13 protein-coding genes are annotated in these 13,684 nt (G+C 44.6%); 3 read left to right on the top strand and 10 right to left on the bottom strand.

From position 1 onward, the window contains the following. Positions 1-15 precede the first annotated feature (15 nt). Positions 16-1,269: an ABC transporter substrate-binding protein gene (locus AAHF22_RS04225; RefSeq protein WP_347323723.1), complete on the bottom strand. Its 1,254-nt coding sequence runs from the start codon at positions 1,267-1,269 to the stop codon at positions 16-18. A gap of 255 nt (positions 1,270-1,524) precedes the next feature. Between AAHF22_RS04225 and AAHF22_RS04220 the strand changes: the two genes are divergently transcribed. Then, positions 1,525-2,394, top strand: a complete 870-nt coding sequence (locus AAHF22_RS04220; protein ID WP_347323722.1) for a helix-turn-helix transcriptional regulator — start codon at positions 1,525-1,527, stop codon at positions 2,392-2,394. A 770-nt stretch (positions 2,395-3,164) separates the two neighbouring features. Here the strand turns inward: AAHF22_RS04220 and AAHF22_RS04215 are convergent. From AAHF22_RS04215 to AAHF22_RS04175, 9 genes are all read right to left on the bottom strand, one after another. Beyond that, a complete protein-coding gene (locus AAHF22_RS04215; protein WP_347323721.1) occupies positions 3,165-3,449 on the bottom strand; it encodes an HPr family phosphocarrier protein in 285 nt (94 codons plus the stop codon). Positions 3,450-3,887: 438 nt separating this feature from the next. Further along, complete coding sequence (locus tag AAHF22_RS04210; protein WP_347323720.1) at positions 3,888-4,556, bottom strand: hypothetical protein; 669 nt, start codon at positions 4,554-4,556, stop codon at positions 3,888-3,890. A 43-nt stretch (positions 4,557-4,599) separates the two neighbouring features. Then, a complete protein-coding gene (gene pdxK, locus AAHF22_RS04205) occupies positions 4,600-5,409 on the bottom strand; it encodes a pyridoxine/pyridoxal/pyridoxamine kinase (RefSeq protein ID WP_347323719.1) in 810 nt (269 codons plus the stop codon). Between the two features lie 196 nt (positions 5,410-5,605). Further along, the gene (locus tag AAHF22_RS04200; protein ID WP_347323718.1) at positions 5,606-6,547 is read right to left on the bottom strand and encodes an oxidoreductase; all 942 of its coding nucleotides are present in this window, start codon (positions 6,545-6,547) and stop codon (positions 5,606-5,608) included. A gap of 392 nt (positions 6,548-6,939) precedes the next feature. After that, on the bottom strand, positions 6,940-7,758 hold the full coding sequence (locus AAHF22_RS04195; RefSeq protein ID WP_347323717.1) for a uroporphyrinogen-III synthase: 819 nt from the start codon (positions 7,756-7,758) through the stop codon (positions 6,940-6,942). Positions 7,759-7,810: 52 nt separating this feature from the next. Further along, positions 7,811-8,428, bottom strand: coding sequence for a flavin reductase family protein (locus AAHF22_RS04190; protein ID WP_347323716.1), 618 nt, complete (start codon positions 8,426-8,428; stop codon positions 7,811-7,813). A gap of 691 nt (positions 8,429-9,119) precedes the next feature. Continuing rightward, entirely contained in the window at positions 9,120-10,598 is a 1,479-nt protein-coding gene (locus tag AAHF22_RS04185; RefSeq protein ID WP_347324098.1) for an MDR family MFS transporter, read from the bottom strand. Positions 10,599-10,673: 75 nt separating this feature from the next. Further along, positions 10,674-11,261, bottom strand: a complete 588-nt coding sequence (locus AAHF22_RS04180; protein WP_347323715.1) for a TetR/AcrR family transcriptional regulator — start codon at positions 11,259-11,261, stop codon at positions 10,674-10,676. 467 nt (positions 11,262-11,728) lie between these two features. After that, positions 11,729-12,250: a mismatch-specific DNA-glycosylase gene (locus AAHF22_RS04175; protein WP_347323714.1), complete on the bottom strand. Its 522-nt coding sequence runs from the start codon at positions 12,248-12,250 to the stop codon at positions 11,729-11,731. Positions 12,251-12,491: 241 nt separating this feature from the next. Here AAHF22_RS04175 and AAHF22_RS04170 point away from each other — a divergent pair, with 241 nt between their 5' ends. Both AAHF22_RS04170 and AAHF22_RS04165 read left to right on the top strand, forming a co-directional pair. Next, on the top strand, positions 12,492-12,947 hold the full coding sequence (locus AAHF22_RS04170; protein ID WP_347323713.1) for an IDEAL domain-containing protein: 456 nt from the start codon (positions 12,492-12,494) through the stop codon (positions 12,945-12,947). Between the two features lie 246 nt (positions 12,948-13,193). Continuing rightward, a complete protein-coding gene (locus AAHF22_RS04165) occupies positions 13,194-13,628 on the top strand; it encodes a DUF4190 domain-containing protein (RefSeq protein WP_347323712.1) in 435 nt (144 codons plus the stop codon). Positions 13,629-13,684: the final 56 nt, after the last annotated feature.

Below are 13,684 nucleotides of genomic sequence, written 5' to 3'. Positions count from 1 at the left end.
ATCATCCAAGCCGACTTATTTACCGACCTGCTGATCGATAATCGCCTGCGCATCCTGTGCCGCTTGCTCTGGTGTTGCACCGCCAAGCACAGCCTGGATGGAGTTCGTCACCGCTTTCTGGTTTTCAGCCTTCAAAATCGTAAAGCGTGGCTGGAAGATCGTTTTCTTATCTGCCCATTCCTGTACGATTTTCAGCTCAGGGCTATCGTATTTCACATCATTCAGCGTTACGTTCTGTCCGGTTGCATTTGCATATTGTGCAGCAACTTCGGGCTGGCTTAAGTAAGCGAGGAACTTTTTCGCTTCTTCTGGATGTTTGGAGCGGCTGTTCACAGCAAGCATAAATGTACTCGTATGCACACCTTCGTATTTCGCTTGATCCGCTGCTACGGTAATCGGCGCCAGCAGACCTTGCTGTAGTTCTGTATTTTGCTTCGCATTTTGTGTCAGCTGGTATGATCCGCTTGCCAGCATCGCAGCTTTGCCCTGAATGAACAATGCACCGGCAGCAGCATCTTTGGTGCCGAGTGAGTTCGGCTGGAAGAAACCTTTATCGTTCAGCTCTTTGAACTGCGACAATGTTTTCACCCAGAATTCATCGGTCAGCTTCGCCTGTCCTGCTTCTACTTTCGTGAAAATATCTTCGCTCGGCTCATTGTTCATTACCATCGAGTTCATGAGCTGACCCGGTCCGATATCTCCACCGGCAAAGGCGATCGGAATGATGCCATTATCTTTTAACGTCTGGCACATTTTCAGAAAGCCGTCCCAATCTTTCGGCGGCGTCAGATTATATTTTGCAAAAATAGCCTTGTTGTAGATCGGCTGATTGTAAACAAGCTGGTAAGGCAGAGCAAGCTGCTTACCGTCCTGTTTACCTGCGTCAATCAGGCTAGCATTATAATTTTTCACAAACGATTCATTGCTTAAATCTGTGAACAGACCGGCTTTGGATAAAGCGGCAAACTGCGCACCTGGGAATGAAGCAAACACATCGCCAACCGAGCCATCGGTCAGCTTCGCCTGTGCAGTCGTTTGATATTGATCTGACGTTAATGTCTGCATATCCACTTTGATATTCGGGTTTTGCTTTTCAAATGCAGCAATAATCTGCTGGAATGCTTGTGTATCTTCTCCACGCCAGTGAAGAAAACTGATTGTAACTTTTCCGTCTGCGGCTTGATTCGAGCCACCGCACGCTGCCAGCACTCCAGATACGAGAAGTACGGCGGCGAGCAACATTGCCCATTTAGCTGTGATTGTTTTCATGATCTATCCTCCATTTTGGTTAGCATCAAATCGGGCAAAAGCTCCAGAGCTTCGTCAAGCGAACCGGTTCTATTCCTTACCGGACAAACGTTATTTCCGCGAGCCTATTCCCATTAATATAGTAGGAATACCGTGATTTAAATCATAGCAAATTTTAAGATTAGCAAACAATGTCAATATGTATTGTTTTTATTTGTCAAAACGTGTTGTATAATGGAATTTAGTAGTGTATTAGGAAAGGATGATAGTTTGCCTATGGCAAAAGATATTACGATCATTACCGAATATGAACGCAGCGAACGATTCCGCACGACCCCCTCCTCTTTTGCACAGGCGGGCGGTCTAACGGTAACACAGGCGGGTCGCTATCTATTAAATCCGGACACCAGACGCATTTTCTCTGCGAATAGTACGACCTTCTGGGTCGCTACACGTCAGGATGGCATGATCATCAAAAATGGACAAAATTATGTATTAGGCAAAAATAACGTATGGTGCGTGCCCTCCCACAGCACATTAGAATATATCAACAATACAGACGAACCGCTGGAAACTTTTTTTATCGGCTTTAATGGCGCACAAGCCGATTTGCTTATCCGACAGAGCGGTATGCATGAAGGCTATAGCGAATTAAGTCATGAATTGTTTGATTGTTTATTACAGTGCTACACTACCATATTAAACACAAAACACGAGCCTGATACCTTCACTTCTGAATTACGTCGCATGGAAATGCTATACAAAATATTCGGCCTACTTTGCCAGTGCAGCGAAAGCCGCACCGATCATGCTGAGCTGAAACGACAAACCGGCTGGATGGAAGAAGCCATAGACTATATCCACGCTCATTATCATAAAAGTATTACCGTCAACCATGTAGCCGAACATGTCGGCATCCATCGTACTCATTTTAGCAAGCAATTTCATCACATGTATAAAGTCCCTCCTGCCGAATATATTCGTAGTCTCAAAATGGAAAAAGCACGTCGATTATTGCTTGAAACGAGCGATTCGCTGGCTGAGATTGCTTATGCTGTAGGGTATCCGGACGTATTTTCCTTTTCCAAAGCGTTTAAAAAGTATAGTAGCTTTACGCCGAAAAAGTATCGGTTGCAGTTGAGTTAACTGGTTGGTGTTGTCGAAGAAAATATACTCCAAACCATCTTAACTGTGATTATGGTCAAATCGATTTGCGCGCACTCCATGCACCGCTCCGTCAAGGAATAAGGGGACGTCCTCCGGTGGAACGCAGGAATCTACGGAATAGGAGATCATTGTAGATTCCCGTGCTCAAAGCAGTACGATATTTTGCTTCGCAAAAATCCTTTTTCATTGAACCCCGTGTTAGGAAATCACTAACACTGAAGCAGTACGATATTTTGCTTCGCAAAAATCCTTTTTCATTGAACCCCGTGTTAGGAAATCGCTAACACTAGAAGTCGTCCTTTCCCCTTATTTCTTTGCCCTCGCTCTGTGCGTATCCATCATGCTTATTTGCACATTGTATCTGTTACAGCATCGTTTGAATGGTCAATTGAAGTGAAGCAGCGCATGTCTTCTTACTAGACCCTATATATTTAATCTCATGCATGCTTCATAATTATTGAACGGGTCGATGTTATTTCTTATTTAAACATGCTTGTGGTCATATGTTGAATATAGAAAACTCAATAAGGCTTTAATTGCTAATCCAATACAAAAAACCCTCTAACGTTTCGTGCTGTAGTCACAGCAACATAATCGTTGAGAGGGCTTTTTATTACGTACAATCGATTCAAATTCGGTTGAAAGATGATCGATGTACGTATCCGTACATGATGTATAGGTACATAATATATAGATACATCTTGTTTACAGTCATTGTATCTATACAGAAAATGTACAATTAACGCGTATTACAGGCTCGCACTCGGCTCAATCACCGCTTGCTCAAACAATCCCTGTACATACTCCAATGCTTCCAGTTCATCTTTACCACGTGTAGTCAACGTTACTTCAGTACCGGAGTGAATAATAGTCAGCATCATGCCGAGCAGACTTTTCACGTCAACTTCACGGCGACTTTCGTCTGGGCCGAAGGTGATGCGAATGTCCGCAGCAAAGCGGGAAGATTCAGTAGCAATACGCAGCAGGTGTGCGCGGTCAAGATTGTTAGGAACTGTAAATTGATGTACTCTCATTTTGTTCATATCCTTTCTCATGGTGGCATAATGGGATGATTTTACTGCTGGTGTGAAATCCTATTCAGCCTGTTGAATGATCCAAAAATGATCGTCGTTCCATATTGCTGCACTACAGCGCACGACCGGCAACACCAGCGTACGGGGACTGCTTCCATACTGAACTGCTTTGCATTCAACAAGCTCGCTATGAATATTATTATCTTTGTTTTACGCCAAATGATAACTCTTCCAACCTTCTAATTTCAACCCATTTTCCACGACTTTACGTTTAAATTTTAATTTTTTTTTAAAATGTGTAGCCTACAGGCATGAATATGGAAATATCGTCCTTGTATGCCTGTATTTTTACAGTAAAATGGCAGCGGCAAGGCAGCACAAAGCCCCTGCCCATAGAAGCGCAGAGGCTTTTTTTGCGAAGCATCATACTCATTTTATTTACTGCAAGGTCACATGATCATACCAGGTCAGCTCGTCTCCACTGCTATTACGCAGCGTAAGCGTCACTTTACCTGTCTGTCCACTGTGGCTTCCACTATAAATAAAACCGAAATTACGCTGATCACCGCTTGCAAAAAAACCATCTTTTCCGTTCTTACCATTTTGTACAGCCTGATCAAACGTGGCTGTTTCGTTATAACCTGGAGATTCCCACTCCATTTTGCTCACACCGTAACCTTTAGGCATTTCATCCACACGTAAAAACAATTGACCCGGTCCCTGCTGGACAGAGCTGATTTTCAATTCCGTCGTCTGTGGAGTCAGTTCGGGATCGGCATTATTGCTCGTCTCGGAGCCGGCATTACTACCGGTCGAACCCGATGAATCCGAGCTTTGCGCTGGCGCTGTATGACTACCATTGCCAGTGTTACTGTCTGTGGAACCTTGATTCGTCTCACCTGAGCCTGTATCCATGCTGCCTTCTGACGATTCAGGATTCGTCGTTCCTGTTCCACCAGCTCCTGTAGCTTCAGAAGAACTTCCTTCTGTCGCAGGTTGCTGTGCAGACGGAGCAGGTGCTTCCGACTTGCCCGACGAGCAAGCAGTGACGAGGACAATCGTACTCGCCAGGCTAACTCCCCATACCCATCTTGTTAAGCGATTCATTGATGTTCCTCCACTCTGGCGGCTTTCGCCTGTGCCTGAGATGTTAGCTAAGCTGCAAACGATGTGCAGCATGCAGGGTAGGACCTACAAATTCATTCAGGCGGAAGCCGTTAGCAATCGCCTGGGTAATGAAGTTTTTCGCTTCACCATATGCTTCTTTGACCGTCAGACCTTTAGCAAGACCTGCCGTTACGGCTGCGGATGTGGTGCAACCAGCACCATGTGTGAATTGTGTCGCAATCGCATCCACTTCAAACCAATCAAAGTTTTTACCATCGTACAGCAGATCCAGTGCTTTACCTTCTTTTACTTTGCCACGCGTCTTGATCAGTACATGCTTTGCGCCATGCTCATAAATACGCACAGCCGCTTCTTTCATTTGCTCCTCTGTACGGATCGGACCTGTTTTGGCAAGTTGCGAAGCCTCGAACAAGTTTGGCGTTACTAGATCTGCACCAGGAATGAGCAGATCGAGCATCGCTTCGGTATTTTCCGGTTGTAACACTTCATCCGTACCTTTACACACCATAACCGGATCGATGACGATACGGTTCAGTGGGAAACGTTTGAGATAATTAGCAGCCAGCTCGATAATCTCGACCGAACCGAGCATCCCTGTTTTCACGGCATCAAAGCCGATCCCTTCCATTACAGTACGCAATTGTGCTTCAACAACGCCCAGATCAACGGGAAACACTTGATGATTCCAAGTTTTCGGTTCCATCGCCACGATCGTCGTTAGCACGGTCATGCCGTACACGCCTAGCTCCTGAAAAGTTTTCAGATCTGCTTGTATACCTGCACCGCCGCTCGTATCCGAGCCAGCTATCGTTAACGTTTTCGGTATAGTCATGGGTGTGATTCTCCTTTGTATCAATGATAGTCTCATTTTAACATAACATGACATGAGAATATACATTTTTCATGAAAATCCAATGCAAGTCTCATACAATTGTCACCACATGCTGTGATACACTGTTCAATCATGCTTTGCGGTATGCTCTCGCCTTAGAAAGATTTACTTAAATTTAACAATTGCTGCTCCATTTTCACTCCTGTACCGCTTCCGGTTGACGGAATGGAAATTGTACGCCTGTCATTTCTTCCGATACGCGCCATAGCTTGGAAGCGGTCGAATCATTATATTTATGCTCAAACGAAAGATCAGGTTGCGGATAGCCTTTACGGCTGCCTTTACCGTCTGGACCGATATATTCACCGCCACGTAACGAAGGCTCGACTGCTGAGTACAACGTTGGTAATGCCCCTAAATCGGCTGGTTGACTGAATAACCCCCATACAAAACTCGCTGCCTTACCTGCCTGCTTTCCAGAGCCGCGCGAGATCAGATTCGTATTGGCAACACCCGGATGAGCGGCAATACTGATCGTCGATGCCCCTGTTTCCTGCAAACGTTTTTGCAGTTCGCGAGCGAACAACAGATTGGCAAGCTTACTCTGTCCATAAAATTTCATTGCACTATAACCGATCTGTGCATTCAGATTGTTAAAATAAATATATCCGCTTCGTGCAGCAATACTGCTCAGTGTCACCACGCGTGAGGACGGTGTATCCAGCAGTACCGGTAACAGCAGTCCGGTTAAAGCAAAATGGCCGAGATGATTGCTGCCAAATTGCAGCTCAAAACCATCCTTTGTACGGCCTAGCGGTGGAACCATCACGCCGGCATTGTTAATCAGAACGTCCAGCGATGTATAACGCTGCAAAAATGTTTCGCTAAATGTACGCACACTTTGCAGATCCGCCAGGTCGAGCTGCATCACCTCTACCTGTGCCTGTGGATATTCACGCAGCAGTCCAGCCGCAGCCTGATGTCCTTTTTCCAGATTACGCACAGCCAGAACCACATGAGCATGATGAGCGACTAACGCCCGCGCTGTCTCCAGTCCAAGTCCTCCACTACCGCCTGTAATTACAATTCGTTTATCCGTCAAATCCGGGATCATATCCGCTGTCCACTGCTTGTACATAATATCCTCTCCTGTCTATCCATAATATAAAGTTTAATGTCTGTACTGCTGTCGCTAAGTTTCCATTGCTGCTACTGGAGTATACAAGCGTTAATAATTGGTTAGTAGTCGTTTGCATAGATTAGAGACTAGATCGATGGCAAACGAACCTGTTAAAGAAGTAAGACATTTGGCTTAACGCACACTTCTTCTTCAACCTCATGTTACAATAGCGCTAACACGTTCAGCAGTAGCATATTGGGCTTTGCAACATCCCTTTTTATTGAACATCGTGTTAGAAAATCATGAACACGATCAATAGTAATATTACCCATTATACTTGCATTTCCACTCAATAACCATTTCAGTATCGTATGCATCTTTTGCTGATGCTGCTCAAAAAAACAGCAGCCCTATACGGACTGCTGCTCATAATAGCGACACATTTCGATGATCATTGCACCCATACGTTCATTTTCCGGTGCAACGATGCGTGTGATCCCTTCTTCCTCCAGTGCTTGCGAAGTGACTTTACCGACCGAAACGGCTACCACTGTTTCATTCAGTTGTTTTCGCAGTCCATCCTCATCGCCAATCGCATGTGCACTGGCAAATAAATTACGCACCTGTACTGCCGTTGTAAAGCAAATGGCATCTATGCTAGCAGTCTGGATTTCCGCTTGAAGCTGCTCCAACGTCGCTTGCTCTGGCGGAATATTCAAATACGGCATTAATGTATGCACATCCTCTGCACCTTTGCTCATTAGAAATTGCACCAGTTCAGGCGCTGGCTCTCCATGTAGCTGTACCCAGATGCGCGCACCGCTCAAATCTACTTCCTGTAGTTGCTCTTCCAGTCCGCGTACCGTTCCATCTGAATCGCGTACATCTGGAGCCAGATTTTCGGTTTTGAGCGCATTATACGTTTTGTAGCCCCGAATCGCCAGACGGGATTGTTTGATCGCAGTTCGGAACGCATCGCCAATACCTAGACGATCTGCTGCTCCAAATAAAGCATTTGTACCGATACCGGTTGTGAATATCATCCAGTCTGGAGGATGCTGGATCAGTGTACGCAGCTCCTGCTGGATCTCTTCCTCTTTAAACATCGTCATACCCTGCAAAGAGCGTACAACAGCTGCTCCACCCTGACGTTCGATTAATGCGGTCATCTCATCTAGCTTGCGCGAGCCAGCAATCACGATTGTTTTGCCCTCTAACGGTTTAGACATGCCTTCTCCCCCTCTATCTCTATAGCGTTACAATAGTTGACAACAACGCCAATCAGAGCGGACGTTCAACGACAAACGGATCTGTCAAACGTGCATACTCATTACCGGCAATACGTGCGACAGGTTTAAGCTCATTCGTGTGCACATAAAACTTTTCAGCGTCAACGACTTTTTCATCAAAATGATAACATACGATGCGTGCCAGCAGCAGATCATTTGATATATCGCCTGCATCATTTTTAATCGGAATATGCTGTTCCAGCTTACATTCAAATCGCACCAGCGCTTCACGAATACCTGGCACCGCTACACGCTCACTAGGTACGGTGCTAAGACTCGTCAATTCCAGCTCGCTCTGCTCCGGTGGAAGGGTAGAACCTGTACGGTTCATCTCCTCGGTTAAATGCTCACTGACGATATGGATCACCAGTTCGCCGCTTGCTACCGCATTGCGCGCAGTATCTTTCATCTGCCCTTCTCGGCGCGCTACAGATACCGAGACAATCGGCGGATCGGATGCGACAATATTAAAATAACTGAATGGCGCCACATTCAATACACCACCCTCGGTCAATGTACTGACCCAGGCAATCGGACGCGGTACAACCGAGCCGGTCACCAACTTATAATTTTGCACAGTAGAAATCGATTGCGGATCAATCGTAATCATTGTATACGCCTCCTGTAGTTCATCCATAGTATCAAGCCAGTGTAAACAATACATCGATACCCAACCCGTCTATCCAAACTTGCAAATGGATAAAATGGAGCTTAACTCCCCTTCTTGTCCATTTCCAAATGTATAGCATCGGGTACAACGGGTCATATCACTATCCTTTGCAGCTTATTCACAGCTGCTTATACGCCGTAGCATACCAAAATTCCGCGGTCCATAAAAGCAGATTCGGCAGCAGTTTAGCACAATAACAGAGAAATACCCTGCTCTAAGGCTTAAAGCCAAAAGCAGATAACCAAACATAATCAGCTTTCTCCTGTACCAGCGAGCAATATCCAGCTTCTTTGTGCTATCTAAGGCTTACAACTAAAAGCAGGCAACCAAACGTAATCAGCTTTCTCCTGTACCAGCGAGCAATATCCAGCTTCTTTGTGCTATCTAAGGCTTACAGCTAAAAGCAGGCAACCAAACGTAATTAGCTTTCTCCTGTACCAGCGAGCGATATTAAGGTTGTTTTTCCTCTTCTGCTTTTCCCCTACTTCTTATCCAAACACTGCAAATATAATACCGCAATAGCTACAAAATAAAATACCGCACATCACAGATATAATCATCTGTAATGCACGGTATACACACTATATTAGAAACGCATATTTGAAATGTTAATCGCTTCTACACCACAATCTTAATGCGCAGAACCCTGTCCAGCTTGCTTGCCAACACGTACACGTTTAATAAACAACGAGCACAACAAGCCTACAACAGCCAGAACCATAGCGAAAACAAACGCGTTCTGCACGCCCGCAGTAAAGGCAGCGAGCTGATTCGTCGTACTGGCTGGATCAGCGACACGGCTCAAATAACCGCTCTGACCTGCACTCAGAATACTAACAGCCAGCGCAGTACCGATCGCACCTGCAACCTGTTGCAGCGTATTCATAATCGCGGTACCATGCGGATAAAAATGACTTGGCAGCTGGTTCAGACCATTCGTCTGCGCAGGCATCATAATCATCGAAATACCGACCATCATGAAAATATGCAGCGTGACAATGACCGCAATCGGCGTCGTCGAATGAATGCTTGTATACAGGAACAATACAGCTGCCACAACGACCAGACCGATCGTCACGAGCCATTTAGGACCGAATTTATCAAATAGACGTCCCATAACTGGAGACAGGAAGCCGTTGAGCAGGCTACCTGGCAACATCACCAGACCTGCGGTTAAGGCACTCAGTGCCATCCCCTGTTGCAAATACATAGGCAAAATGAGCATCGAAGACAGAATAACCATCATACAAATAAATACGAGCACTAGACCGATCGTGAACATCGGATAACGGAAGGCGCGCAGATCGATCATCGGCTGTTCCATCCGCAATTGACGGATACTAAACAACAGCAGCGAGATTGCGCCGATCGCAAGCGTTGTGATCACGATTGGACTGCTCCAGCCACTTCCGCTCTCGCCATGTCCACCGGCACTACTGAAACCATAGACGATACCGCCAAAGCCGAGCGTAGACAGTATAATCGATAATACATCGATTTTCGGCTTGGTCAGCTTAGAAATATTCGGCAGGAAACGCAAACCAAAGATGAGCGAGATAACAAAGAACGGCAGTGAAATCCAGAAAATAAAATGCCAGGACAGACTTGCCAGAATCAGACCGGAGATCGCCGGACCAGCAGCTGGAGCGAACATAATAACAAGCCCGATTAGCCCCATTGCCGAACCGCGTTTCTCTACCGGGAAAATAACGAGAATCGTGTTAAACATAAGCGGCAATAGCAATGCTGTACCTACCGCTTGCAACAGACGTGCAATCATCAACACTTCAAATGTAGGTGACATCGCCGCAACGATTGTACCTGCAATCGAAAATACTAGCGACGTTGTAAACAGTTGACGTGTCGTAAACCATTGTAGCAACGTACCCGACACCGGAACGAGAATACCCATGACGAGCAAATAACCTGTAGTTAACCACTGAATCGTTGTGGGTCCGACCTGTAGCAGCCCCATCAGCGGCGTGATCGCTACATTTAGTGCCGTTTCACCGAATAAACCGATAAAACCACTCAGTAGCATCGCAAATAAAATAGGCATTACCTTGTATTGTTTTGTTTCTTGTTGGTTCTCAGCAGAACCTTGATTCATGGACGCGTCCACTTTCCCATCCTCCTTGATTGTCTTTCTCTATGTGTAGTATATGCCTTCTAAGACAGGCACAGTTTAACCACGACGACGAACGGTATTCATCACACTGGACAAATATTGTGCAGCCGTCAGCAATGGCTTGTTGTTTTGATTTGTCAGGCTAATGATGAGTGCACCTTCCATCATCGATAGCGTCAAAATGGCGGCATTCTCTGCCGCTTCTTCGTCTGCTCCTTCTTGCAATAGCTGTGCTGCAATAATGTGCTGCCAGCCTGCAAAAACTTCCTGACATGCATGCCGCAATCGATCGCTAATACAGGATGCTTCTACTGATGCCCAGAAGCTAAACGGAATAAATCCCGTATATCCTGACTGCTCCGTCTCGATCGCCATATGATATACAAAATCATAAATGGCATCACCTGTTGTCTTATGTTTGGAAAAGCTCTCGTGAAATTTATCCATCACATGCAGATTCGCTTTCTCAATACATACCAGTGCCAGTTCTTCCTTGCCTTCGGGAAAATAATGATACAACGAGCCTTTTGGCGTATCACTTTCCTTAATGATCTGGCTAAGACCGGTCGCATGATATCCCTGTGAGAAAAATAAGCGTGCAGCCGTGTTCACAATTTGTTCCTTAGCATTGGACTTTTCGCCCAATGAAATCACTCCTCTAACGCATAATCCATTCGTATCGCTTCCGTCATTCATCCGCTTATTTAACAATTATAACGATTGGTCTATATAATTAAAGCGCGAAATGAGCCAAATGTCAAATTATCTATAATTTAAATTATTGCATAAACAAAATAACGACTTTTCTTGCAACTCATATCGTAGTCTTTCATTGTTAGCTCTGCATTAAATAGAGCAGAGACTTTATTCAAACCGTCTCTGCTCCAGATGATGCCTGTATATTTATTTCAACTCATTACCCTGTATGTTTATTTCCTCCATGACATAGTAGTAAATGGTCTCCTATAAACTTTGTACGCTGATCTAATCAGTCTGTATACATTTCGCTACATTCCAATAAAATAGGATTCGATAACAGCCTTACTCACAGTCGATGCTAACCCCACAATGATGAAGATCATTCTTTTTGCTTACTTTTAGCTGGATTTAAATCAGTCGTTATCTTGTTCACCATTTGCGTATATACGCAACTCACGATAAATATCGATAATATCGTCTAGCGGCATACGTACTAGCCCACTGGATGAAGGCGCTACAAACTCCACTACACCTTCAGTGACCGGTTCGGATTGAATGCCCCACGGTGCCTGACTGCGCTGACTATACTTCGTATACACCCCTTTACCGACAAAACAGGCGATACGCGGACGATATTGGGCAATTTTTTCACGTAGTTCTACCCGTCCTTCTGCATATTCCTCCGGCAAAATATCATCAATCCCCCGTGTAGGACGTGAAACGATGTTCGTAAAGCCGTAACCAAGCTCTAACAGATCGCCATCTTCGTCTGGATGGTACAGTCTCGGCGTTAGCCCGGAACGATACAAAATATTCCAGAATCGATTGCGCGGATTGGCATAATGATGTCCTACTTCACCTGAACGAAGACTCGGATTAAAACCGACAAATAAAATATTTAGTTGCTGCTGCAAATGATCGGGTATAGCTGGCATGTTTTTTTGCCCCTTTCACATACGTTATAGTCATTTCTATCAATACTGTTACCATTTTTTTATCTATTTCGACAAAAATACTATACAAAAGATATGACTATAGACCGATATACTTTATCAACCAAGTATATTTCTATTTTTAAGCATCGTCACCTGACTTCCTAAAAAGCCGTAAATGGGCACAACACATGGATACTAACTTTTACCATTAAACGAGAACATTAGCAAAGGAATGATTAGCATGATTAAATTAGACGAAAAGCAAATTTATGCTGTCCTTCATAAACAATTAAATCGCAATTTCCCTGTACAAACGATGGAGTTGCAATATCATATTGAAGCCGATAGCCGCCTGATCAATAATGAAAACGAAGTTGAGCTGACTAATAAACATTACTGGGTTAAAGTGATGGATTGTGTATATCCTACTCACTCCCGCCCGATTTTGATGAGCGAAGTTATTTATTTCCTCAGACAGGAATATATGGATAGCACCATTCGTGTGTTTATGAAACAGGATGCGGAAGGTACTGTATCGGCTACAGCAGAAATTTCTTTCCAAGATCATGTTACTTTGGAATCGGAGCAATTGAAATCACTGATCGACCTTGCACTGGTGATCAAAGATAAAGAATGGTTCGACGAATTAACACAGGTGTATTTGAACATGACCCGTTCGTTGCCTAGCTCACTCTAATTATATTCATAGGAATTCATCACAGAAATCAGCATCGTTGAAGTATCATTACTATTTCCAGACCTAAAAAGGGCTGTCTCATCGTTTACAGGCGACACGAGACAGCCCTTTACTTCTAACATTTTCCATGAATTTCAATGCTTTTATAAAAAATTGTTGCTATGATATAGAAAATGGTTGAATACATCGTATACAGCCGGGTGCATTCTAGCACGATATACATATCATAAAGGAGGAATCCATATTATGGACCCTAATCAACCCCCACACCACTCTCAGCCTCCGTATGGCTCACAACCCCCTTACGGATATCAGAATCAAAACCCTTACGATCCTTACAATAATTATCGGCCGAATAGTGGAAAAGCGATTGCAGCGCTCGTGCTCGGTATCTCCTCTATCGCTTCACTGTTCTTTTTGCCTGGCTTTGGCGCGATTATCGGAGTACTCGCCATTATTTTTGCGATTTTAGCTTTCAAGGAACTGAAACTCTCCTACTTGAATGGAAAAGGCATGGCGGTCGGCGGTCTTGTATGCGGAATTATTGGTCTGCTACTGCATGTATTGTTCGTCATCTTTATCGTCGTCATTATCGGCGTTTCTCTACAGGAGTATTCCAATAATGGTTCTGACTACTGGGAGCCTACTTTCCAGCAAAATGATAGTTCTGATTTTTATTAATGATCTCTTATCCCATTACCCACCAAAAGAGGACAGCATGACTCCATATGCTGTCC

It is taken from the genome of Paenibacillus wenxiniae (genome assembly GCF_039822605.1).
In the GTDB taxonomy this organism is placed as follows: Bacteria; Bacillota; Bacilli; order Paenibacillales; family Paenibacillaceae; genus Saccharibacillus; species Saccharibacillus wenxiniae.
The sequence above is the reverse complement of the archived record's forward strand: the minus strand, read 5'-3'. Positions and strand labels throughout refer to the sequence as shown.

Bases quoted from the DNA above. Each gene is read 5' to 3' on its own strand.
- AAHF22_RS04190 (WP_347323716.1), bottom strand. From the start codon at position 8,428: ATGATTACGATTGATCCGCAATCGATTTCTACTGTGCAAAATTATAAG.
- AAHF22_RS04170 (WP_347323713.1), top strand. From the start codon at position 12,492: ATGATTAAATTAGACGAAAAGCAAATTTATGCTGTCCTTCATAAACAA.
- AAHF22_RS04225 (WP_347323723.1), bottom strand. From the start codon at position 1,269: ATGAAAACAATCACAGCTAAATGGGCAATGTTGCTCGCCGCCGTACTT.
- AAHF22_RS04210 (WP_347323720.1), bottom strand. From the start codon at position 4,556: ATGAATCGCTTAACAAGATGGGTATGGGGAGTTAGCCTGGCGAGTACG.
- AAHF22_RS04195 (WP_347323717.1), bottom strand. From the start codon at position 7,758: ATGTCTAAACCGTTAGAGGGCAAAACAATCGTGATTGCTGGCTCGCGC.
- AAHF22_RS04185 (WP_347324098.1), bottom strand. From the start codon at position 10,598: ATGAATCAAGGTTCTGCTGAGAACCAACAAGAAACAAAACAATACAAG.
- AAHF22_RS04165 (WP_347323712.1), top strand. From the start codon at position 13,194: ATGGACCCTAATCAACCCCCACACCACTCTCAGCCTCCGTATGGCTCA.
- AAHF22_RS04220 (WP_347323722.1), top strand. From the start codon at position 1,525: ATGGCAAAAGATATTACGATCATTACCGAATATGAACGCAGCGAACGA.
- AAHF22_RS04175 (WP_347323714.1), bottom strand. From the start codon at position 12,250: ATGCCAGCTATACCCGATCATTTGCAGCAGCAACTAAATATTTTATTT.
- AAHF22_RS04215 (WP_347323721.1), bottom strand. From the start codon at position 3,449: ATGAGAGTACATCAATTTACAGTTCCTAACAATCTTGACCGCGCACAC.
- pdxK (WP_347323719.1), bottom strand. From the start codon at position 5,409: ATGACTATACCGAAAACGTTAACGATAGCTGGCTCGGATACGAGCGGC.
- AAHF22_RS04200 (WP_347323718.1), bottom strand. From the start codon at position 6,547: ATGTACAAGCAGTGGACAGCGGATATGATCCCGGATTTGACGGATAAA.